Genomic DNA, 23,266 nt, shown 5'->3' on the forward strand with positions numbered 1-23,266 from the left:
AATGGAGAAGCAATATTTAACCGTTACAGCGTTAACACGCTATATAAAAACAAAAATAGAATATGATCCGCATTTGCAGTCTGTTTGGTTAAAAGGTGAAATTTCCAACTTTAAAAATCATAGCCGTGGCCACATGTATTTTACATTGAAAGATGAAAATGCAAGAATCGCAGCGGTTATGTTTGCGGGTCATAATCGTAATATTAAATTCAAACCTGAAAATGGGATGAAGGTACTCGTGAAAGGGAAAATCTCTGTTTACGAGGCGAGTGGTTCTTATCAAATTTATATTCAAGACATGCAGCCTGACGGAGTCGGAAATTTACATTTAGCGTACGAACAGTTAAAAGTTCGCTTAGAAGAAGAAGGACTTTTTTCTCAAGTTTATAAAAAAGCAATTCCTCCTTACGCTAAAACAATAGGTGTGATTACGTCGCCAACAGGAGCAGCGATTCGTGATATTATAACAACGATTAAACGTCGTTATCCAATTGGGAATGTTATTGTATTTCCGGTACTTGTACAAGGGGAGTCAGCGGCTCCCTCGATTGTACAAGCGATTCGTACAGCGAATGAAATGGGAGAGATAGATGTACTAATCGTTGGTCGTGGTGGAGGTTCTATTGAGGAATTATGGGCTTTCAATGAGGAAATGGTTGCAAGAGCAATCTTTAAGAGTGAAATTCCTATTATTTCGGCAGTCGGCCATGAAACGGACTTTACAATCGCAGATTTTGTTGCAGATTTACGCGCACCAACACCGACTGCAGCAGCTGAGCTAGCAGCACCTAATATTATAGAGTTACAAGAAAAGGTATTACAAAGAACTCTGAGATTGCAAAGAGCAATGAAAGAGTTAGTACATAAAAAAGAAGAAAAACTACAAGTGTTGCAAAAATCGTATGCGTTCCGTTATCCAAGACAAGTATATGAGCAAAAGGAAGAGCAATTAGATAGAGCGCTAGAACAGCTTGTTTTAGCGAAAGAGCGCTATATTGATAAAAAGGTGAATCAGTTAAAGCAACTTTCATTTTATTTAGAGAAGCACCACCCATCTCAAAAAATTATTCAAACGAAGGTAGCTGTTGAAACTTTGCAAAAGCAATTACAACGTGAAATGCAAACGTTACTTCAAACGAAAGAATTTGCCTTTGTAAGAGCTGCTCAAAAACTTGAAGCGTTAAGTCCGCTTAAAGTAATGATGAGAGGGTACGGGCTTGTATATGATGAAGAGAAGCAAGTGTTAAAAAGTGTGAAAGATGTAAGCCTTGGAGATGCTGTTTCAGTTCAATTACAAGATGGAATACTAGATTGTAGCGTATCAGGCATAGAGGAGCGTGAATTGAATAATGGAAAATAAATTAAGCTTTGAAGAGGCAATTTCGCAACTTGAGCATCTTGTTTCTAAGCTAGAACAAGGTGACGTACCTTTAGAAGAAGCGATTTCTTATTTTAAAGAGGGTATGGAATTATCTAAGCTTTGTGATGAGAAGTTGAAGAATGTACAAGAACAAATGGCAGTTATTCTTGGGGAAGATGGAGAGCTTGAACCGTTTACTGCTTTAGGAGATGAAGCATAGTGACGATTGCTTTTGATACTTTTTTGAAGGAAAGTAAAACTTTCGTAGAAGAGAAACTTGTAAGCTATGCAAATGAATTACAATGTCCAAATGTACTTCGTGAAGCGATGGCATATTCTTTAGAAGCGGGTGGAAAACGTCTCCGCCCGTTACTTTTGTTTGCAACATTACAAGCGTTTGGGAAAGAAAGAAATCTTGGAGTAGGTGCAGCTTGTGCTCTTGAAATGATTCATACATATTCGTTAGTTCATGACGATTTACCTTGTATGGATGATGATGATTTAAGAAGAGGAAAGCCCACAAATCACAAAGTATTTGGTGAAGCGATGGCAGTTTTAGCAGGAGATGGCTTATTGACGTATGCTTTTCAAGTTATTATGGCATATGAGCAAAAAGAAATTTCTGCAGAAAAAAAAGTAAGACTTGTACTTGAACTTGCAAAAGCAGCAGGACCAGAAGGAATGGTTGGCGGACAAGTGGCAGATATGGAAGCTGAAGGGAAACGCCTTACGATTGATGAATTGGAGTACATCCATAAACATAAGACCGGAAAACTGCTTGAATTTGCTGTACTTGCGGGTGCGATACTTTCTGATGCGACAGAAGAGCAAGAAGAAAAGTTGCTTACGTTTGCTAAATATATCGGTCTAGCTTTCCAAATTCGAGACGATATTTTAGATGTCGAAGGCACCGAAGAAGAGATTGGAAAACCGATTGGTAGCGATCTTTCTAATGAAAAGAGCACATATACGACGTTGTTTACTGTAGATAGAGCAAAGGATATTTTAGAAGAAACAATTGCAGAAGCAAAAGGTGCAATTAGCTCCTTGCAATTACAAGATGAATATTTACTATCTATTTGCGATTTGATTGCAAAACGTAATAACTAATATAACAGCGTTTTCATTTGTTGAGTCATTCATCATTTTATGATATAAATGTAGGAAAAGGTTTTTCTTTTCTTGTTATTGGCAAAAATATATGTAGATTACATTGCCGTTATCACTTCGTGTTAGCGGCTATTTTTTTCATCGCCTAAAGAAATATGGTTTATAATAGGATTAAGGCGCAATAGACTGGTTAATAGCGGGACAAGACGAAAAATAGAAAAGAGAATTTCTTGTTTTGTGTAAATGTTTTTTATAATATTTGACATGTTGACAGATTATGAAATGAAAGTGAGTGATCCATGTGGATCTAACGCAAATTCAAAACCCTAGTTTTTTGAAAGATATGTCTATCAGTGAACTAGAGGGATTGAGTGAGGATATTCGTAAGTTTTTAATTGAAGAGCTCTCTCAAACAGGTGGACATATTGCACCTAATTTAGGTGTAGTAGAACTCACAATTGCTCTGCACAAATTATTTGATAGCCCGCAAGATAAATTTTTATGGGATGTAGGACATCAATCCTATGTACATAAAATTTTAACTGGACGCGCGAAAGAGTTTGGTACATTAAGGCAATATCAAGGTCTATGTGGTTTCCCGAAACGTTGCGAGAGTGAGCATGATGTATGGGAAACTGGTCATAGCTCGACTTCGTTATCGGCTGCAATGGGAATGGCTCTGGCACGTGATTTAAAGAAAACGAAAGAATATGTTATACCAATTATTGGAGATGGTGCTTTAACAGGTGGAATGGCCTTAGAGGCATTGAACCATATTGGACATGAAAAAACAGACATGATTGTTATTTTGAATGATAATGAAATGTCAATTGCACCAAACGTTGGTGCGCTTCATAATGTACTCGGTCGTTTACGTACCGCAGGAAAATATCACTGGGTAAAAGATGAGTTAGAGTATATATTAAAGAAAATCCCAGCAGTTGGCGGAAAAGTGGCTGCGACAGCAGAGAAAATAAAAGATAGTCTTAAATATTTACTAGTATCTGGTGTCTTTTTCGAAGAGTTAGGCTTTACATATTTAGGTCCAGTCGATGGGCATGATTATGAAAAGTTATTCGAAACGTTGCAATATGCAAAGAAAACAAAAGGCCCAGTACTTGTTCACGTTATTACGAAAAAAGGAAAAGGTTATAAACCGGCTGAGAGTGACGTTATTGGAACTTGGCATGGAACAGGACCTTATAAAATTGAATCAGGTGACTTCGTTAAGCCAAAAGAAGTTGCACCAGCATGGAGTGCTGTCGTTAGTGAAACAGTACTTAAGCTAGCGAGAGCGGATGAGCGTATCGTAGCAATTACACCTGCAATGCCTGTTGGATCAAAACTTGAGAAATTCCAAAAAGAATTCCCAGATCGTATGATTGATGTAGGTATTGCAGAACAGCACGCTACAACAATGGCAGCAGGTATGGCAACGCAAGGAATGAAGCCATTCTTAGCAATTTATTCGACATTTTTACAAAGAGCATATGACCAAGTTGTTCATGATATATGCCGCCAAAATTTAAATGTTTTCATCGGAATAGATCGCTCGGGATTAGTAGGAGCAGATGGTGAAACGCATCAAGGCGTATTTGATATCTCATTCTTACGTCACTTGCCGAATATGGTGCTTATGATGCCGAAAGATGAAAATGAAGGGCAACATTTAGTTTATACGGCGATGCAATATGAAGATGGACCAATCGCATTGCGTTATGCTCGTGGTAATGGACTTGGCGTTCATATGGATGAAGAATTAAAGGCGATTCCAATCGGTACGTGGGAGACGTTAAAAGAGGGTACACAAGCAGCTATTTTAACGTTTGGTACAACAATACCAATGGCAATGGAAGCAGCTGAGCGTCTTGAAAAAGCTGGGGTTTCAGTGAAAGTAGTGAATGCTCGCTTTATTAAACCAATGGATGAAGCATATTTACATGATCTTCTAGGGAAGAATATACCGATTTTAACGATTGAAGAAGCTTGTTTAATCGGTGGTTTTGGAACAGGAGTAGTTGAATTTGCATCTGAAAATGGTTACCATAGTGCATTAGTTGAACGAATGGGTATTCCAGACCGCTTCATAGAGCACGGAAGTGTAACAAAATTATTAGAAGAAATTGGTTTAACGACAGATGCTGTTGTAGACCGTATTCATACAATGATTCCATCAAAACAAAAAAGGGCGTAACAAATGAGCGTAAAAAAAGAAAGAGTAGATGTACTATTAGTAGAGCGAGGACTTATAGAAACGCGTGAGAAAGCAAAGCGCGCCATTATGGCCGGACTCGTATATGCAAATGAGATGAGACTTGATAAGCCAGGAGAGAAAATCTCGCAAGATACTGAGATTACGGTGAAGGGACAAGTTATGCCGTATGTAAGTCGTGGTGGTTATAAACTTGAAAAGGCATTAGAGACATTTCATCTTGATTTACAAGATAAAGTTATGATAGATATTGGTTCATCAACTGGTGGCTTTACAGATTGCGCGCTTCAAAATGGAGCGAAATTATCTTATGCATTAGATGTAGGATACAATCAACTAGCGTGGAAATTACGTCAGGATGAGCGTGTTGTTGTAATGGAACGAACAAACTTCCGTTACGTGACACCAGCAGACTTAGAACGTGGTTTACCTCAATTTGCAAGTATTGATGTTTCATTTATATCATTAAAGCTTATACTGCCAGTTTTAAAAACAATGCTTATGCCTAACGGAGATGTAGCAGCGTTAATTAAACCGCAGTTTGAAGCTGGAAGAGAGCAAGTTGGGAAAAAAGGTATCGTTCGTGATAGAAAAGTACATGAAGCTGTTGTAGAAATGATTGTCGATTTTGCTTTAAAAGAGGGCTATGATGTGGAAGGTTTAACATTCTCACCAATTACGGGTGGGGATGGTAATATTGAATTTTTAATTCATCTGAAATGGCATGGTGAACGTGAGAATGGCGAAAATCATTCTCCGATTTCTATAGAGCAAGTTGTTACAGAAGCACATGACGTTCTAAAACAAAAAGGGAAAGGGGAATAACATATGTTGTTCCTCTTTTTGCTGTAATTGTATAATGATTGTAAAAACAATTGTGTACAAGAAACGAATTATAAGTTAACATAAATAAGTGAAGTATACCAATGTTTAAACTATGGTAAGAGATAGTGTGAGGTGCAAATGTATGAATAAAGGTCAGCGCCATATTAAAATCAGGGAAATTATTGCAAACAAAGAAATTGAAACACAAGATGAATTAGTTGATATTTTACGTAATGAGGGATTTAATGTAACGCAAGCAACAGTATCGCGCGATATTAAAGAACTGCACTTAGTGAAGGTGCCATTACATGATGGGCGCTATAAATATAGCTTGCCAGCAGATCAACGATTTAACCCGTTACAAAAATTAAAACGAAATCTAGTGGATTCATTTGTAAAATTAGACACGGCAGGACATATGCTTGTGCTAAAAACATTGCCTGGTAACGCTCATTCACTTGGAGCACTTATTGATCATTTAGAGTGGGATGAGATCATCGGAACCATCTGTGGTGATGATACTTGCTTAATTATTTGCCGTACACCTGACGATACAGGTGTTGTCTCTGATCGTTTCTTAAATATGTTGTAACAAAAAATCTTGTTTGCTTTCCATCGTAAAGTGGGAAGTGAACAAGATATTTTTATTGGTCAAAAATATGATTTTTCAATTGTAATATAATATTTTGTTTGCATAAAGTTAGAAAATAGATGGATTGACCCGTAAAACAAATGTTTGGTACAATGAAGCGGGTTAGAAGAGTATATACATACAAATATATAGCATGATTATTTGAATGAAGAAATGAGAAAATCCTTTAGTAAGGGATTATTTTATAACGAGGTGAATGGGGCATTGTTATCGGAATTATCGATTAGAAACTTTGCTATTATTGAAGCATTAAATATTTCTTTTCAAAAAGGTTTAACGGTTTTAAGCGGTGAAACAGGGGCCGGAAAATCGATTATTATTGATGCGATTAGTTTACTTGTAGGTGGCCGTGGGTCAGCAGAATTTGTTCGATATGGAACAGAAAAGGCTGAGATTGAAGGGCTGTTTTATGTTGAAGATGATAAGCATCCATGTATTGAAAAGGCAGAAGAGTTAGATATAGAAATAGAAGATGGCATGATTATTTTAAAGCGTGATATTGCTGCGAACGGGAAGAGTGTATGTCGTGTAAATGGGAAGCTTGTTACACTTAGCATATTAAAAGAAATTGGGAAAACACTTGTTGATATTCATGGACAGCATGAAACGCAAGATTTAATGAATGAAGAACGACATCTGTTTATGCTTGATCACTTTGATGGGGATCGAATCGTTAAACAACTAGACATATATCAAAACGTATACGCTGACTATGAAAAATTAAAAAAACAATTGAAATCGTTAAGTGAAAATGAACAACAGATGGCACATCGCTTAGATTTAATTCAATTTCAGCATGAAGAAATTCGCAAAGCTGATTTAAAGATGGATGAAGAAAATGAATTAACTGAGGAACGATTGCAAATTTCTAATTTTGAAAAGATTTATAAAGCATTAGGTGATGCATATCGTTCATTGAGTGCTGACGGACAAGGATTAGATAATGTAAGAAGCGCAATGGGACAAATGGAAAGTATTACACATTTAGATGAAATGTATCAAGAGAATCATGATTCAATTGCAAATAGCTATTACTTATTAGAAGAGGTTGCATATCAACTGAGAGAAAAGCTCGATATGATGGAATATGATCCAAATCGTTTAGATGAAATCGAAACACGTTTGAATGAAATTCGTATGCTAAAGAGAAAATATGGAAATACTGTAGAAGAGATTTTAGCGTATGCAGATAAAATTGAACAAGAAATATTTACAATTGAAAATAAAGACGTTCATATTGAAACGACGAAGAAACAGTTGAAGGAATTAGAAAGTGTTATTCTGAAAGAAGCAACGTTGTTAAGTAATATGCGTCATGAGCTTGCAGAACACCTTACAAATGCAATTCATCAGGAATTAAAAGAATTATATATGGAAAAAACGAAATTTGAAGTGAGAATTATGAAGAGAGAAGGAAATGCAGAAGAGCCCCTTGTGGAAGGTGCACCGGTAAGACTTACGGCAGATGGTTACGATCATGTGGAATTTTATATTTCGACCAACCCAGGAGAGCCGCTAAAACCACTTTCAAAGGTTGCTTCTGGCGGAGAGTTATCTCGTATCATTTTAGCTTTAAAAAGCATTTTTTCTAAGCATCAAGGGGTTGCATCTGTTATTTTTGATGAAGTGGATACGGGTGTAAGTGGCCGGGTCGCACAGGCTATTGCTGAAAAAATTTATCGAGTATCAGTAAACTCGCAAGTACTTTGTATTACGCACTTACCTCAAGTAGCTTCAATGGCAGATTCGCATTTATTTATTCGAAAACAAGTAGCGAATGATCGGACAATTACATCAGTTACTGTTTTAACTATGGAGGATAAAGTAACAGAAATAGCTCGAATGATTTCTGGTGTGGAAATCACAGATTTAACGACGGAGCATGCGAAAGAATTACTTACGCAAGCGCATCATTTTAAACAGACAGCAGAGGCTATCCAGTAATGGATAGCTTTTTTTCTCAAATGACGATTTCTTAATTCTTCCGGTTATAAATAAAGCATTGCAAGGAGAGATTAAAAAGTGAAGCCAAGAGGCTGAATGTGGGGTAGGAGCGAGGAGAGTGAACAAGTTGAAATTAGAAAAATTTCGAAAAATAATAGGTCTTTGTCTCCTTGTTTCTTTAGTTTTTATTGGATGTTTTAAACCGCTTCGAACGTTTATTTCATCACCGAAACAACTTGTTGTTTTTGAAGGACAACAATCAGAAATATCATCATTACCAGTTTTCAAAGCTTCATCCACAAATCGTCATGTATTTACAGTGAGTTCGAATGAACAAAAACAAGGACTTATGGTAAATTCTCATCAAAATGGTGAAGCTGATATGGTATTTCAGCTTGCGGGTTTTCCAGTGAAAAAAGTAAATGTGAAAGTGTTAAAAGATTTTAAAGTGATTCCAGGTGGACAATCAATTGGTGTGAAATTAAATACAAAAGGTGTACTTGTTGTAGGCCATCATTTAATTCAAACTGAAAAAGGTAAAATATCTCCTGGTGAAACAGCAGGTGTACAAATTGGAGATATGATTACTGAAATTAATGGTAAAACCATTGAAAGAATGAGTGATGTAGCACCGTTTATTCATAATAGTGGAGAAACAGGTGAACCGCTTAATCTTGTATTGTTAAGAGATGGAAAATATATTCGCACGAAGCTAACGCCGCAAAAAGACAATGGTGAATCGTCTTATCGAATTGGCTTGTATATCCGCGATTCGGCAGCTGGAATTGGAACGATGACATTTGTTCATCCGGATTCTATGAAATACGGGGCGCTTGGTCATGTTATTTCTGATAATGATACAAAAAAGCCGATTCAAGTCGAAGATGGACAAATTATGCGCTCGACAGTTACATCAATTGAAAGAGGCAGTCATGGGAATCCAGGCGAGAAATTAGCAAGATTTTCACCAGATCGTGAAGTGATTGGCAATATTACAATTAATAGTCCATATGGTATTTTTGGAAAATTAAATACGAATATGAAAAACGGTATAATGGATAAAGCAATGCCTATCGCATTATCTCATCAAGTAAAAGAAGGACCGGCAAAAATATTAACAGTTATTGATCAAGATAAAGTAGAAGCGTTTGATATTGAAGTTGTTAGTACAGTGCAGCAAAAATTCCCAGCTACAAAGGGTATGGTAATAAAGGTAACAGATAAACGTCTATTAGCGAAAACGGGCGGTATCGTACAAGGAATGAGTGGAAGTCCAATTGTACAAAATGGAAAAGTAATTGGTGCTGTTACACATGTGTTTGTAAATGATCCAACATCCGGATATGGTGTTCATATTGAATGGATGTTACATCAAGCTGGAATTAATATTTATGATCAAGAGAAAAAAGCGAGCTAATACATATTAGCTCGCTTTTTCTGTTGAAAAATTCGTTGAAATTTTGTAAAAGCTCCGCAAGAGGTGTTTTTTGTTGTAAAATAAAAGAAAAGGGTTGAACGTTTCGTTGTATTTCTATGATGGAATGTGTTGCGAAAGGGAATAAATGAACGATAAACATATTTTTTTGTGATTTTATCGGAAAGTAAGAAACTTTAAAAGGGAATTTTCACACAATTGTCGAACAATTCATGTAGCCTAGAAGGATACACATGTCGGAGAATCGATTCGGTAAGGGAGGAAAAGCTGTGGAGAAAATTAAAGTATGTCTTGTGGATGATAATAAAGAACTAGTATCAATGTTAGAGAGCTATGTAGCTGCTCAAGATGATATGGAAGTAATCGGTACTGCTTATAATGGTCAAGAGTGTTTAAACTTATTAACAGATAAGCAACCTGATGTACTCGTTTTAGACATTATTATGCCACACTTAGATGGTTTAGCTGTATTGGAAAAAATGCGACATATTGAAAGGTTAAAACAGCCTAGCGTAATTATGTTGACAGCATTCGGGCAAGAAGATGTGACGAAAAAAGCAGTTGACTTAGGTGCCTCATATTTCATATTAAAACCATTTGATATGGAGAATTTAACGAGTCATATTCGTCAAGTGAGTGGTAAAGCAAATGCTATGATTAAACGTCCACTACCATCATTCCGATCAGCAACAACAGTAGATGGAAAACCGAAAAATTTAGATGCGAGTATTACGAGTATCATTCATGAAATTGGTGTACCCGCTCATATTAAAGGATATATGTATTTACGAGAAGCAATCTCCATGGTATACAACGATATCGAATTATTAGGATCGATTACGAAAGTATTGTATCCAGATATCGCAAAGAAATATAATACCACAGCAAGCCGTGTGGAGCGAGCAATTCGTCACGCGATTGAAGTAGCTTGGAGCCGTGGCAATATTGATTCTATTTCGTCCTTATTCGGTTATACAGTATCCATGTCAAAAGCAAAACCTACGAACTCTGAGTTTATCGCAATGGTTGCGGATAAGCTGAGACTTGAACATAAGGCTTCGTAAGCGCTGTAGTATCAAGGTGTTAAGCGTATTTCATAATAAAATTTAATAACCAACGAATTACGTATGTAGGCAATAAAGTACATAGGTAATTGGCGGTTAATTTAAAAACCTTCTATTTATTGGATTGAAATTTTGATTCCAATAGCTAGGAGGTTTTTTGTTGTATGAATAACTTTCAGATGAATGTAGAAAACTTTTTACTTCATTGCGATGCAAAGCATCTAAATAGAAGAAAATGATGAACTCTTATTAAGTTGACCTATCAATTTGAGGATGGGCACCAATAAATAGAAGCATTTAATGATAGTTATGAAATATACAATGCCTTGATATAGCGATGGTTATACAGTATCCATGTCAAAAGCAAAGCTACGAATTCTGAATTTATCGCAATGGTTGCGGATAAGCTGAGAGTAGGAATAGTAAGGGATTTAAGTTATAGTAAAGCTTAATAATTCTTGCAATTTATACTCGATAGTAAATTTAAAATCAATGAGTTTTTTATTTACCTCCATTTAAGGATTTTGAAGGAATACATATTTATATAGAAAAATGCAGTGAAAATACGGATATGTACAGAAAATAAGTGGATTTGACATCATAATCTCTATAACGTATCATTGATTTGGAAAAGTTAGAGATATAGGAGAATGGATGAATGACTTTAAAAAAAATAGTAAATCGAGCGTACCCAATCATTGTCATGACGGTGTTTTTATCTATATTTTCAATGATAGTAAGTAAATTTTTTATCCCAAAAACAATTTTGATGAGGGGTGAATTTCCTTATCCGACTGAGGAGTATACTCCCAAAAAAGTCGCTGCTGTTATAGCGTTGACGTTGCTTTTATTTGTGCTCTTCTTTATGTATTATAAATTGGTTATTAATAAAATGAAAAGAACGTATACAAATATTATGATTGCTTTAGGTATCATAATCATTTTGACGATGGAAATAATTATTACTTCCATAGCATTTAACCCTGTTGTTGGGGATTATGCTATCCTTAAACAAGGAATTGTCTCTGTGTTTAATGGAGATAATCAATTTTTAGAAATGGGACAGCTTTTATTTTATCCGTATAATACACATGTTGTATTAATAGGAGGATATTTTGCTAAATTGATAGGGAGCGTAGATTTAGCGATAAAAATATTACCAATAGCTTGTATAACAGGCAGTATTATTTTAAATGTATTGATTGTAAGGAAAATTACAAACTTTAAAGTTGCTCACATATCGATTGTGTTATCTGTGCTAAATATTTTTATATATTGGCAGGCACCAGTTTTCTATACTCATACATTGGTAATATTTTTTATTTCAGCAACAATGTATACATATTTGTGCTTGAAAACGGCGGAAACAAAAAGAATGAAGATTATTTTATGGATTTTATTAGGGGTTTTCGCAGCTTGTACTTATATTATAAGACCGACAGCATTAACCGTAGCGTTAGCGATTTTAATTGAAAATATTTTTAAGTTTCGTAAGGAATACTCTGTAAAGGTGTTAAGTAGTGTTTTATTTTGTTTAATCCTTATTGTAAGTTTTAAAGGTATAACGACAAAGCTAAATCTCAGTACCGATAATGAAATTGAAAAAATTCCATTCACTCATTGGGTGAAAATGGGCCTGAACAAAGATACGTATGGTGTGTGGAATCAGGCAGATGCAGATTATATTGATGATGAAAACATAAAGAATACGAGAGATTTGAATGAGCACAATCAAGAAGTTATAGTGCAACGTTTCAGTGAACTTGGTGTAATGGGTTATGTGCAACATTTGAATGAAAAAATAACTAGAGAATGGGTATCAAGTCAGTTCTCCATGTACCGTATTGGGCAATGGTTTGAACAGAAGAATGACATGGTAACTAATTACGTATCGAATTATAGTACAACGAAGTATAAAATCGTTACTATATATTCGTATATTATCAAATTATTTGTTTATATAGCTGTTTTGGCGGCTGTTATTCTTTATAAAAAGAAAGATGAAAATGAATCGGAAGTTATACGAATTGCGATGATTAGTGCATTAGGGGTATTTACTTTCTTGTTACTATGGGAAACAGCTCCTCATTATACGTATGAAGCATTTGCATTTATGAATATTCCAGCTTCTTTAGGATTGTATAAAGTGTTTATGATTTTTAACAAAGAAAAGAAAAACGCATAATTTGAGTAACTAAAACGAGTAATGAGAAGCCCCCTCTTTTGTTAAAAGAGGGGGCTTCATTTAAATGTTTGAAGAAAAGATTAAATGGGATCATAGTATATCCGGTAAGGGATTTTAGCAAGGAAGTCATCCGTGATATAATAGAAAATATAAAAAGCCCTGCAAAACAGGACTGTATTACTCTTCGTCTTTATTTTGTTTTTCTAATTCAACTAGCTTTTGAATTAAAATGTGCTGCGGCATATGCATGAGTTGTTCAAGTGGAACACCTAGTGCTTTTGATAAGCGGACTGCAGTATCTGGAGAAATTTGTAATGGTCTCATAGAAGTACCTCCTTTTTCGTATAGTATAGCATAAGATTGGGGGAGTGAGGATGACTCTTATATTTGCACATCGTGGTGCGGCTGGAACGTACCCAGAAAATACAATGATTTCATTTGAAGCGGCTGAGTCTTTTAGAGCGGATGGAATTGAACTTGATGTTCAATTAACGAAAGACGGAAAAGTTGTCGTCATTCATGATGAAACGGTGGACCGGACAACAAATGGAAAAGGTGCGGTTCGGAATTATGTATATGAGGATTTATGCAAGTTAGATGCAAGTTATAAATTTGGTGATAAAGTAGGGTTTTGTAAAATACCACTTTTAGAAGAGGTATTAGAATGGCTTGAACGAACGAGTTTGCTACTTAATATTGAACTTAAAAATAATAAAATTCCGTACAGAGGTTTAGAGGAAGAAGTTATAACGCTTGTACGGAAATTTAGTTTAGAGGATCGTGTTATATTTTCTTCGTTTAATCACTACAGCATGAAACGGTGTCATATGATGGCTCCTGATATTCAAACAGCAATTTTATATCGCGAAGGTTTGCATAGTCCGTGGGCATACGCGAAAAAAATGGGGGCTACAGCAGTACATCCGAATTATCGTTACCTTCAAGATGCTATTGCCGAACTAACGATGGAAAGTGGTGTAGAGGTTCGCCCTTATACAATTAATGAAGAAACGCTTATGCGTAAATATTTTGATATGAATATATCGGCGATTATTACTGATTACCCTGAAACGGCAAGAACGTTGTTGCCAATAAAAAAATGAGACCGCGTGTAACGGTCTCATTTTTTTATTTATAAATAGTGGGGCCTTCCTATCTTCTAAAGCGAGCCTGTACTTTATTTCGTTTACGGTCTCGGTGCAAGACGAAGCCACCGAAGATATAAAACCCGAGCCCGAAGCAGAGAGCACCGATTAAAAATTGTAACCACAGTATAGAGATTGGTGGAAATAGAATCCCGAATACAGTATCTCTCATTAACTTTATACCAAACACAGCTAATGAAATAGGGATGAGTGCTAATAGTAGAGCAACGTAACGCTGCATACATAACTCTCCTTTTCAGATTATTTCGTATATTTTAATGATGTTATACGGAAAGGGGGTTTGTCAAGAGGGTGCTGAACGAGTAAGATAAGGGTGTGAAAAAATTTGCAGAGTTACTTCGAGAGGAAGTGTAATATATGAAACAAAAAGTATTAATTGTTGGTGCAGGTGAAGGCGGGAGCGCACTGCTGAATCTGTTACATAGTTCGAATATATTTCAAATTATAGGGATTATTGATATAAATCCGTTGGCAAAAGGATTACAAATTGCTAAGGAATATGGAATTGCAATTGGAGAAAGTGTAACTCCATTTCTTTCTATGCATATCGATGTAATATTTGATATGACAGGTGAAGATGATGTACATAAAGTTTTATTGGAAAAAAAGAAAAAAGACACTCTTCTTATACCAGGTGATATTGCAAAAATTGTTACAGGATTAGCGCATGAGAAGGAAGGGTTAATTGGGCGGTTAGAGGAACAAACGCAACAAGGAGAATTAATTTTAAATTCTACGCATGACGGCATGATCGTAATTGATCGAGAGGGACAAGTTCGTCTTTTTAATAAAAGTGCGGAGCGTATTATCGGATATAAAAAAGAAGAGGCGATAGGAAAATATATTTTAGAAGTCATTCCCACTAGTAAATTACTTCGCATTATACGTACGAAACAAATAGAAGTAAATTATGAACTAACATTAGAGAATGGAAAGAAAATTATTACAACGCGTATACCGATATTAAAAGAAGGCGGAGAGGTACAAGGGGCATTTGCAATTTTTAAAGATATAACAGAAGTTGTAGATTTAGCGGAAGAAGTTACAGACTTAAAAGAAATTCAAACACTATTAGAGGCAATTATCAACTCATCTGAAGAAGCGATTTCGGTTGTGGATGAAAAAGGAAGAGGTTTAGTCATTAACCCGGCATATACGAAATTAACGGGTCTAACAGAAGAAGATATTATTGGGAAGCCTGCTACAACTGATATTGTAGAAGGCGAAAGTATGCATATGAAAGTACTTCGAACGCGTCGTGCGGTGCGCGGAATACATATGAAGATTGGGCAAAAAAAGCGCGATGTAATTGTAAACGTAGCGCCAGTTATTGTGGATGGAATATTGAAAGGAAGCGTTGGCGTTATCCGTGACGTGTCGGAAATTCAAAAGTTAACAAATGAATTGAATAGAGCAAGGCAAATTATTCGCACATTAGAAGCAAAATATTCATTTGATGATATTGTCGGAAATTCAGATGAAACAACGGCAGCTATCGAACAGGCGAAGCTAGGAGCGAATACACCAGCAACGGTACTGTTACGCGGTGAATCTGGGACTGGTAAAGAATTGTTTGCACATGCAATCCATAATGGAAGTAATCGAAAATACAATAAATTCGTCCGTGTAAACTGTGCGGCCATTTCGGAGACGTTGTTAGAAAGTGAATTATTTGGTTATGAGGAAGGGGCGTTTTCTGGAGCGAAAAGAGGCGGGAAACGTGGGTTCTTTGAGGAAGCGAATAACGGTAGTATTTTTTTAGATGAAATAGGGGAGTTATCTGCAAATACACAAGCGAAACTCCTTCGTGTATTGCAGGAAAAAGAAATTGTAAAAGTTGGTGGGACGAAAGCGATACCCATTAATGTTCGAGTAATTGCAGCGACACATGTGAATTTAGAAAAGGCTATTCTAGAAGGGAAGTTTAGGGAGGATTTATATTATCGATTAAATAAAATTCCAATTCAAATTCCATCTCTTCGTCAACGTAAAGGAGATATACCGAAAATTGCGGACAGGTTGATTCAAAAAATTAATCAAGATTATGGTCGTAATGTAGAAGGGCTCACTGATTCAGCTATTTTATATTTACAATCATACGAATGGCCAGGAAATGTGAGAGAACTTGAAAATATTTTAGGACGAGCGATTATTTTTATGAATTATAACGAGATCTATATTGATGTACAACATTTACCACCATTACATAATGAAGAGCAGGTGGAGTCAAAGCAATCTCATTTATTACCTGAATTAGAAGAAAAGCCACTTGAACATTTAGTAACAGAGTTTGAAGGGAATATTATTCATGAATATTTGGAGAGATTTGATGGGAATAAAACACAAACTGCAAAAGCGTTAGGAATTTCCGTTCGAAATTTATATTATAAGCTAGAAAAGTATGACCATGCAAAAAATAGCATGCAATAAATTGCGTACCGTGCAATTTATTGCATGGTATACAAAAAGTGACAAAATAAGACAGAATCTTTTGTTATTTTCCAAAGTATTGATTTTACTGCATTTTGAATGCGTTTTCATTATTGGTAAGACCACTTTTAAAAGTTGGCACGGTATTTGCTTTATAAATAGACGAGGGACGACGGAAAGGGTTGATTACAAAATATGAAGTTAGAATACTTAATTGATCAAGCAGCGGGACAGCCTAAAAAAACTGTAGCTGTAGCAGTAGCTGAAGATCATGAAGTAATTGAAGCTGTAGCGAAAGCAATTAAATTACAGCTAGCTCAATTTCGTCTATATGGAAATCAAGAAAAAATAATGGGGATGCTACAAGAACATGGTTTACAAACTTCAGAACATGTTGAAGTGATTGCAGCAATGTCTAATGCAGAGGCTGCAGAACTTTCTGTTAAATCTGTGAGAAATGGTGAGGCAGACGTGCTTATGAAGGGTAACATCCCAACAGCGAATATTTTGAAGGCTGTGTTAAACAAAGAGTGGGGCCTACGTAAAGGTAGCGTACTTTCACATGTAGCAGCATTTGAAGTTCCAAATTATGATCGTCTTATTTTCGTTACAGATGCAGCGATGAACATCGCACCTGATGTAACACAAAAAGCTGCTATTATACAAAATACTGTAGAAGTTGCCCGGGCAATAGGAATCGACTTGCCAAAAGTGGCACCAATTGCAGCAGTAGAAGTTGTGAATCCAGCGATGCAGGCGACAATTGATGCAGCGATGTTAACACAAATGAATCGCCGCGGACAAATTAAAGATTGTATCGTTGATGGACCACTTGCTTTAGATAATGCAGTATCACAAATTGCAGCAGAGCATAAAGGCATAGTAAGTGATGTAGCAGGTAAGGCAGATATTTTACTCGTCCCAACGATTGAAGCTGGAAATGTGCTATATAAATCACTCGTATACTTTGCGGATGCAAAAGTAGGAGCAATGATTGCTGGCGCAAAAGCACCGATTGTTTTAACATCTCGTGCTGATTCAGCAGAAACAAAAGTATATTCATTAGCATTGGCAGTTGCGACTGCTTCAAAATAAACCAAAAAGGGTAAAACATTAGGGGGAAACGACAATGACATTAGAAATCTTCGAATACTTAGAAAAATATGATTATGAGCAAGTGGTATTTTGTCAAGATAAAGAATCTGGTTTAAAAGCAATTATTGCAATTCATGATACAACACTTGGACCGGCTCTTGGTGGAACAAGAATGTGGACATATGATTCTGAAGAAGCGGCGATTGAAGATGCATTGCGTCTTGCAAAAGGGATGACATACAAAAACGCAGCAGCTGGTTTAAACTTAGGTGGTGCGAAAACAGTAATTATTGGTGATCCTCGTAAAGATAAGAGCGAAGCAATGTTCCGTGCACTAGGACGTTATATCCAAGGACTAAACGGACGATACATTACAGCTGAAGATGTTGGTACAACAGTAGATGATATGGATATTATCCACGAAGAAACTGACTTTGTAACAGGTATCTCACCATCATTCGGTTCTTCTGGTAACCCATCTCCAGTAACTGCATACGGTGTTTATCGTGGTATGAAAGCAGCTGCAAAAGAAGCTTTCGGTACTGACAATTTAGAAGGAAAAGTAATTGCTGTTCAAGGCGTTGGTAACGTAGCATATCATCTATGCAAACATTTACACGCTGAAGGAGCAAAATTAATCGTTACAGATATTAATAAAGAAGCTGTACAACGTGCTGTAGAAGAATTCGGTGCATCAGCAGTTGAACCAAATGAAATTTACGGTGTGGAATGCGATATTTACGCACCATGTGCATTAGGCGCAACAGTTAATGATGAAACTATTCCACAACTTAAAGCAAAAGTAATCGCAGGTTCTGCAAATAACCAATTAAAAGAAGATCGTCACGGTGACATCATTCATGAAATGGGTATTGTATACGCACCAGATTATGTAATTAATGCAGGTGGCGTAATTAACGTAGCAGACGAATTATATGGATACAATAGAGAACGTGCACTAAAACGTGTTGAGTCTATTTATGACACGATTGCAAAAGTAATCGAAATTTCAAAACGCGATGGCATAGCAACTTATGTAGCGGCAGATCGTCTAGCTGAAGAGCGCATTGCAAGCTTGAAGAATTCTCGTAGCACTTACTTACGCAACGGTCACGATATTATTAGCCGTCGCTAATCATTCATATATAACTTTTACAAAAGGTGTGGTTACCTCTTATGAGGTTTCCACTTCCTTTTGAATTTATTAGTGGAGGTAGCAACATTGTCTGTAAATCGAATTCTTGTTATTAACCCAGGTAGTACATCCACAAAAATTGGTGTTTTTGATAATGAAAGACCCGTTCTAGAAGAAACGATTCGTCATGACGTAGAACAGATTGGAAAATATAAGAGAATTATCGACCAATATGAGTTTCGAAAAGAAACGATTTTAGAAGTTCTACATTCTCATGGTATTAACATTTCAAAATTAAACGCTGTTTGTGGGCGTGGTGGATTACTTCGTCCAATCGAAGGCGGTACGTATACAGTAAACGATGCGATGTTAGAAGATTTGAAAAATGGCTTTAGCGGTCATCACGCTTCAAACCTTGGAGGCATTTTAGCATATGAAATTGCTTCTGGATTAAACATTCCTGCATTCATTGTAGATCCTGTCGTTGTAGATGAGATGGAGCCGGTTGCTCGTATAAGTGGCATTGCTGGTATGGAACGCAAAAGTATCTTCCATGCATTAAATCAAAAAGCAGTTGCTCGTAAAGTAGCTGAACAGTTAAATCACAAATACGAGGATTTAAATTTATTAGTTACACATATGGGTGGCGGTATTACAGTTGGTGCTCATAAAAAAGGAAGAGTAATCGATGTGAATAACGGTTTAAACGGAGAAGGACCATTTAGTCCAGAGCGCGCTGGTACAGTACCAGTAGGGCAACTAGTAGAAATGTGTTTCTCTGGTGAGTATTACCGTGATGAAATGATTAAAAAACTTGTCGGACAAGGTGGACTTGTAAGTTTAATCGGTACAAATGATGCGATTAAAGTAGAGCAAATGGTTGAAAAAGGTGATCCTGAAGCAACTCTTATTTATAAAGCAATGGCATATCAAGTTGCAAAAGAGATTGGCGGAGCTAGCGCTGTACTTCACGGGAAAATCGATGCAATCGTATTAACTGGTGGACTGGCATACAGTAAAATTCTTGTCGATGAAATAAAAGAGCGAGTGGACTGGATTGCAGATGTTATCGTACATCCAGGCGAAGATGAGTTAGAAGCGTTAGCAGAAGGAGCACTTCGTGTATTACGTGAAGAAGAAGCTCCAAAAGAATACGTTGTACGTGAAAAAGAAACGGTAGCTAGGGGTTGAGATAATGGCAAAAGAATATGATTTAGTCATCGTTGGCGGCGGTACTGGTGGATATGTTGCTGCAATTCGTGCATCACAATTAGGCTTAAAAACAGCACTAGTCGAAAAAGAAAATCTTGGTGGTACTTGTTTACACAAAGGATGTATTCCTAGTAAAGCTCTTTTACGTAGTGCGGAAGTATATGCAACTGCTAAAAAAAGCGAAGAGTTCGGAGTTATTGCAAGCAATGTAGAACTAAACTTTGCAAAAGTACAAGAGCGTAAAGAGAAGATTGTAACGCAGCTTCATAAAGGCGTTCAACATTTAATGAAACAAGGTAAAATTGATGTGTTTGAAGGTATTGGTCGTATTCTTGGCCCGTCTATTTTCTCTCCTATGCCAGGGACAATTTCAGTTGAACTTGCAAGTGGAGAAGAGAATGAAATGTTAATTCCAAAAAATGTACTTGTTGCAACAGGTTCTCGTCCAAATTCATTACCAGGTTTAGAATTAGATGGAGAATACGTAATGTCTTCGGATCATGCCCTAAAAATGGAAACGCTTCCTAGTTCGATTATTATCGTTGGTGGCGGTGTAATCGGTATTGAGTGGGCATCTATGCTTGCTGACTTCGGTGTAGAAGTTACAGTATTAGAGTATGCAAAAACGATATTACCACTAGAAGATCAAGACGTTTCAAAAGAAATGCAACGTCTATTCAAGAAAAAAGGTATTAAAGTGGTAACTGGTGCAAAAGTATTACCAGAAACATTGGTAAAAGATAATGGAGTAACAATCCAAGCTGAACACAACGGTGAAAATAAAGAATTTAAAGCAGAAAAAATGCTTGTATCTGTAGGAAGACAAGCGAATACGCAAAATATTGGCTTAGAGAACACAGATATCGTTGTGGAAAAAGGATACATTCAAACAAATGAGTTTTATCAAACGAAAGAATCGCATATTTACGCAATTGGAGATGTAATCGGTGGCCTGCAACTTGCTCACGTTGCTTCTCATGAAGGAATTGCTGCAGTAGAACATATTGCAGGGAAAGAAGTTACACCAATTGATTACTCTATGGTATCAAAATGCGTATATAGCAGTCCAGAAGTTGCTTCTGTCGGTTTAACAGAACAAGAAGCGAAAGAAAAAGGCTATAAGTTAAAAGTAGGTAAGTTCTCATTCCGCGCAATCGGAAAAGCACTTGTATACGGAGAATCAGATGGTTTCGTAAAACTTGTAGTTGATGAAGAGACAAATGACATTCTTGGTGTTCATATGATTGGACCGCATGTAACAGATATGATTTCTGAAGCTGGTCTTGCAAGAGTACTTGATGCAACACCTTGGGAAGTAGCACATACAATTCATCCGCATCCATCATTATCTGAGGCGATTGGTGAAGCAGCACTTGCTGTAGATGGAAGAGCGTTACACGCATAAAAATGTGGATTTAGGAGGTTATGAAAAATGGCAGAAGTAAAAGAAAAGCGCCATGAAGAGCTTGGCTTAAGTGATGAGCAAGTATTAGAAATGTTCCGTACGATGTTACTTGCACGTAAAATCGACGAACGTATGTGGTTATTAAACCGCGCTGGTAAAATTCCATTCGTAATTTCTTGTCAAGGACAAGAGGCTGCACAAGTTGGAGCGGCGTTCGCTCTTGATAGAGAGAAAGATTATGCATTACCATACTATCGTGATATGGGTGTTGTACTAGCATTTGGTATGACAGCTAAAGAGCTTATGTTGTCTGCTTTCGCGAAAGCTGGAGATCCAAACTCTGGTGGTCGTCAAATGCCTGGTCACTTCGGTCAAAAGAAAAATCGTATCGTTACAGGTTCATCTCCAGTAACAACGCAAGTACCACATGCAGTTGGTATTGCACTAGCTGGAAAAATGGAGAAGAAAGATTTAGTAACGTTCGTTACATTTGGAGAAGGTTCTTCAAACCAAGGTGACTTCCATGAAGGGGCAAACTTTGCTGGTGTACACAAACTACCTGTTATTTTTATGTGTGAAAATAACAAATATGCAATCTCTATTCCGGTTGAAAAACAATTAGCATGTAAAAACGTATCAGATCGTGCAATTGGTTATGGTATGCCTGGATATACAATAGACGGAAACGATCCGCTTGCAGTATATAAAGCTGTAAAAGAAGCAGCAGATCGCGGTCGTCGTGGTGAAGGCCCAACTTTAATTGAAACAGTATCATATCGTTTAACAGCACATTCTAGTGACGATGATGATCGTGTTTATCGTGATAAAGAAGAAGTAGAAGAAGCAAAGAAAAAAGATTCAATTATAACATTCGCGGCTTATTTAAAAGAAGCTGGTGTGTTAACTGAGGAATCGGAAAAACAAATGTTAGACGAAATTATGCATATCGTAAATGAAGCAACAGAATATGCAGAAAATGCTCCGTATGCAGCACCTGAAGATGCATTGAAGCACGTATACGCAGAATAGGGGGGAACGTTTCATGGCTGTAATGTCTTATATTGATGCTATTACATTAGCAATGCGCGAAGAAATGGAACGCGATGAGAAAGTATTCGTTTTAGGAGAAGATGTTGGTAAAAAAGGTGGCGTGTTTAAAGCGACACACGGTTTGTATGATCAATTTGGTGAAGATCGTGCGCTTGATGCACCGCTTGCAGAATCTGCAATTGCTGGGGTAGCAATTGGTGCAGCAATGTATGGTATGCGTCCAATCGCTGAAATGCAGTTTGCTGATTTCATCATGCCAGCAGTAAACCAAATTGTTTCTGAGGCAGCAAAAATTCGTTATCGTTCTAATAATGATTGGACTTGTCCAGTTACAATCCGTGCACCATTTGGTGGAGGTGTTCACGGTGCATTGTATCATTCACAATCTGTAGAAGCGATGTTTGCAAACCAGCCAGGTTTAAAAATCGTTATCCCTTCTACACCATATGATGCAAAAGGCTTATTAAAAGCAGCCATTCGTGATGAAGATCCAGTATTATTCTTCGAACATAAACGTGCATATCGTTTAATTAAAGGTGAAGTGCCGGAGGATGACTACGTATTACCAATCGGAAAAGCAGATGTAAAACGTGAAGGTGATGATATTACAGTTATCACGTACGGATTATGTGTTCATTTTGCTCTTCAAGCAGCTGAAAAGTTAGCACAAGATGGCATCTCTGCACACATTCTTGATTTACGTACTGTATATCCATTAGATAAAGAAGCAATCATTGAAGCAGCTTCTAAAACAGGTAAAGTTCTTCTTGTAACAGAAGACAATAAAGAAGGAAGCATTATGAGTGAAGTGGCAGCAATTATTGCTGAAAACTGTCTATTTGATTTAGATGCGCCAATCGCACGTCTTGCAGGTCCAGACGTTCCAGCAATGCCATATGCACCAACAATGGAAAAATTCTTTATGGTAAATCCAGATAAAGTTGAAAAAGCAATGCGTGAACTTGCGGAATTTTAATCGGGGGGAC

Annotated in this window: 20 protein-coding genes and 1 pseudogene; 19 read left to right on the plus strand and 2 right to left on the minus strand. The window is 36.8% G+C overall.

Annotation, left to right across the window (positions count from 1 at the left end; translation table 11 throughout):
• Position 1 precedes the first annotated feature (1 nt).
• From xseA to IBT51_RS04680, 11 genes and pseudogenes are all read left to right on the plus strand, one after another.
• Entirely contained in the window at positions 2-1,360 is a 1,359-nt protein-coding gene (xseA, locus tag IBT51_RS04635; protein ID WP_000415244.1) for an exodeoxyribonuclease VII large subunit, read from the plus strand.
• Entirely contained in the window at positions 1,350-1,580 is a 231-nt protein-coding gene (gene xseB / locus IBT51_RS04640) for an exodeoxyribonuclease VII small subunit (protein ID WP_000428423.1), read from the plus strand. The genes xseA and xseB overlap by 11 nt, the downstream gene beginning before the upstream one ends.
• Positions 1,580-2,470: a (2E,6E)-farnesyl diphosphate synthase gene (gene ispA / locus IBT51_RS04645; protein ID WP_000150374.1), complete on the plus strand. Its 891-nt coding sequence runs from the start codon at positions 1,580-1,582 to the stop codon at positions 2,468-2,470. The genes xseB and ispA overlap by 1 nt, the downstream gene beginning before the upstream one ends.
• 301 nt (positions 2,471-2,771) lie before the next feature.
• The gene (dxs, locus tag IBT51_RS04650; protein WP_000366452.1) at positions 2,772-4,664 is read left to right on the plus strand and encodes a 1-deoxy-D-xylulose-5-phosphate synthase; all 1,893 of its coding nucleotides are present in this window, start codon (positions 2,772-2,774) and stop codon (positions 4,662-4,664) included.
• A gap of 3 nt (positions 4,665-4,667) precedes the next feature.
• Positions 4,668-5,507 (plus strand): TlyA family RNA methyltransferase, encoded by an 840-nt coding sequence (locus IBT51_RS04655; protein WP_000111872.1) that lies wholly within the window; start codon positions 4,668-4,670, stop codon positions 5,505-5,507.
• 142 nt (positions 5,508-5,649) lie between these two features.
• Positions 5,650-6,099, plus strand: a complete 450-nt coding sequence (gene argR, locus IBT51_RS04660) for an arginine repressor ArgR (RefSeq protein WP_001032580.1) — start codon at positions 5,650-5,652, stop codon at positions 6,097-6,099.
• A 264-nt stretch (positions 6,100-6,363) separates the two neighbouring features.
• A complete protein-coding gene (gene recN / locus IBT51_RS04665) occupies positions 6,364-8,103 on the plus strand; it encodes a DNA repair protein RecN (RefSeq protein WP_000947734.1) in 1,740 nt (579 codons plus the stop codon).
• 118 nt (positions 8,104-8,221) lie between these two features.
• Positions 8,222-9,520, plus strand: coding sequence for a SpoIVB peptidase (gene spoIVB / locus IBT51_RS04670; RefSeq protein ID WP_002000940.1), 1,299 nt, complete (start codon positions 8,222-8,224; stop codon positions 9,518-9,520).
• Positions 9,521-9,807: 287 nt separating this feature from the next.
• The gene (spo0A, locus tag IBT51_RS04675; RefSeq protein WP_011110369.1) at positions 9,808-10,602 is read left to right on the plus strand and encodes a sporulation transcription factor Spo0A; all 795 of its coding nucleotides are present in this window, start codon (positions 9,808-9,810) and stop codon (positions 10,600-10,602) included.
• Positions 10,603-10,941: 339 nt separating this feature from the next.
• Positions 10,942-11,054: pseudogene (locus tag IBT51_RS27370) on the plus strand (hypothetical protein); the annotation flags it as partial.
• Between the two features lie 206 nt (positions 11,055-11,260).
• Positions 11,261-12,787: a glycosyltransferase family protein gene (locus IBT51_RS04680; protein ID WP_200458066.1), complete on the plus strand. Its 1,527-nt coding sequence runs from the start codon at positions 11,261-11,263 to the stop codon at positions 12,785-12,787.
• A gap of 177 nt (positions 12,788-12,964) precedes the next feature.
• Here the strand turns inward: IBT51_RS04680 and IBT51_RS04685 are convergent, their stop codons facing one another.
• Entirely contained in the window at positions 12,965-13,111 is a 147-nt protein-coding gene (locus tag IBT51_RS04685; RefSeq protein ID WP_001247671.1) for a YycC family protein, read from the minus strand.
• Positions 13,112-13,161: 50 nt separating this feature from the next.
• Between IBT51_RS04685 and IBT51_RS04690 the strand changes: the two genes are divergently transcribed.
• Positions 13,162-13,890 carry a glycerophosphodiester phosphodiesterase gene (locus tag IBT51_RS04690; RefSeq protein ID WP_071729682.1) on the plus strand — a complete coding sequence of 243 codons (729 nt, stop codon included), beginning with the start codon at positions 13,162-13,164 and terminating at the stop codon, positions 13,888-13,890.
• 49 nt (positions 13,891-13,939) lie between these two features.
• Here the strand turns inward: IBT51_RS04690 and IBT51_RS04695 are convergent, their stop codons facing one another.
• A complete protein-coding gene (locus tag IBT51_RS04695) occupies positions 13,940-14,173 on the minus strand; it encodes a DUF2627 domain-containing protein (protein ID WP_001190211.1) in 234 nt (77 codons plus the stop codon).
• A 137-nt stretch (positions 14,174-14,310) separates the two neighbouring features.
• Between IBT51_RS04695 and IBT51_RS04700 the strand changes: the two genes are divergently transcribed.
• From IBT51_RS04700 to bfmBAB, 7 genes are all read left to right on the plus strand, one after another.
• Positions 14,311-16,383 carry a sigma-54 interaction domain-containing protein gene (locus IBT51_RS04700; RefSeq protein WP_023522991.1) on the plus strand — a complete coding sequence of 691 codons (2,073 nt, stop codon included), beginning with the start codon at positions 14,311-14,313 and terminating at the stop codon, positions 16,381-16,383.
• A 195-nt stretch (positions 16,384-16,578) separates the two neighbouring features.
• A complete protein-coding gene (gene yqiS, locus IBT51_RS04705) occupies positions 16,579-17,478 on the plus strand; it encodes a phosphate butyryltransferase (protein ID WP_053563676.1) in 900 nt (299 codons plus the stop codon).
• Between the two features lie 34 nt (positions 17,479-17,512).
• On the plus strand, positions 17,513-18,613 hold the full coding sequence (locus IBT51_RS04710; RefSeq protein ID WP_000171355.1) for a leucine dehydrogenase: 1,101 nt from the start codon (positions 17,513-17,515) through the stop codon (positions 18,611-18,613).
• 87 nt (positions 18,614-18,700) lie between these two features.
• Positions 18,701-19,804, plus strand: coding sequence for a butyrate kinase (gene buk, locus IBT51_RS04715; protein WP_000115781.1), 1,104 nt, complete (start codon positions 18,701-18,703; stop codon positions 19,802-19,804).
• A gap of 4 nt (positions 19,805-19,808) precedes the next feature.
• The gene (lpdA, locus tag IBT51_RS04720; protein ID WP_001051295.1) at positions 19,809-21,230 is read left to right on the plus strand and encodes a dihydrolipoyl dehydrogenase; all 1,422 of its coding nucleotides are present in this window, start codon (positions 19,809-19,811) and stop codon (positions 21,228-21,230) included.
• Between the two features lie 27 nt (positions 21,231-21,257).
• A complete protein-coding gene (gene bfmBAA / locus IBT51_RS04725; RefSeq protein ID WP_000852551.1) occupies positions 21,258-22,259 on the plus strand; it encodes a 3-methyl-2-oxobutanoate dehydrogenase subunit alpha in 1,002 nt (333 codons plus the stop codon).
• A 13-nt stretch (positions 22,260-22,272) separates the two neighbouring features.
• Positions 22,273-23,256, plus strand: coding sequence for a 3-methyl-2-oxobutanoate dehydrogenase subunit beta (gene bfmBAB / locus IBT51_RS04730; protein WP_000290071.1), 984 nt, complete (start codon positions 22,273-22,275; stop codon positions 23,254-23,256).
• Positions 23,257-23,266: the final 10 nt, after the last annotated feature.

This window comes from Bacillus sp. S71 (assembly GCF_016625265.1).
GTDB lineage: Bacteria > Bacillota > Bacilli > Bacillales > Bacillaceae_G > Bacillus_A > Bacillus_A cereus.

Coding starts and splice junctions, on each gene's coding strand:
- xseA (WP_000415244.1), top strand. CDS start 2: ATGGAGAAGCAATATTTAACCGTTACAGCGTTAACACGCTATATAAAA.
- xseB (WP_000428423.1), top strand. CDS start 1,350: ATGGAAAATAAATTAAGCTTTGAAGAGGCAATTTCGCAACTTGAGCAT.
- IBT51_RS04655 (WP_000111872.1), top strand. CDS start 4,668: ATGAGCGTAAAAAAAGAAAGAGTAGATGTACTATTAGTAGAGCGAGGA.
- argR (WP_001032580.1), top strand. CDS start 5,650: ATGAATAAAGGTCAGCGCCATATTAAAATCAGGGAAATTATTGCAAAC.
- IBT51_RS04680 (WP_200458066.1), top strand. CDS start 11,261: ATGACTTTAAAAAAAATAGTAAATCGAGCGTACCCAATCATTGTCATG.
- IBT51_RS04685 (WP_001247671.1), bottom strand. CDS start 13,111: ATGAGACCATTACAAATTTCTCCAGATACTGCAGTCCGCTTATCAAAA.
- IBT51_RS04690 (WP_071729682.1), top strand. CDS start 13,162: ATGACTCTTATATTTGCACATCGTGGTGCGGCTGGAACGTACCCAGAA.
- IBT51_RS04695 (WP_001190211.1), bottom strand. CDS start 14,173: ATGCAGCGTTACGTTGCTCTACTATTAGCACTCATCCCTATTTCATTA.
- IBT51_RS04700 (WP_023522991.1), top strand. CDS start 14,311: ATGAAACAAAAAGTATTAATTGTTGGTGCAGGTGAAGGCGGGAGCGCA.
- yqiS (WP_053563676.1), top strand. CDS start 16,579: ATGAAGTTAGAATACTTAATTGATCAAGCAGCGGGACAGCCTAAAAAA.
- IBT51_RS04710 (WP_000171355.1), top strand. CDS start 17,513: ATGACATTAGAAATCTTCGAATACTTAGAAAAATATGATTATGAGCAA.
- lpdA (WP_001051295.1), top strand. CDS start 19,809: ATGGCAAAAGAATATGATTTAGTCATCGTTGGCGGCGGTACTGGTGGA.
- bfmBAA (WP_000852551.1), top strand. CDS start 21,258: ATGGCAGAAGTAAAAGAAAAGCGCCATGAAGAGCTTGGCTTAAGTGAT.
- bfmBAB (WP_000290071.1), top strand. CDS start 22,273: ATGGCTGTAATGTCTTATATTGATGCTATTACATTAGCAATGCGCGAA.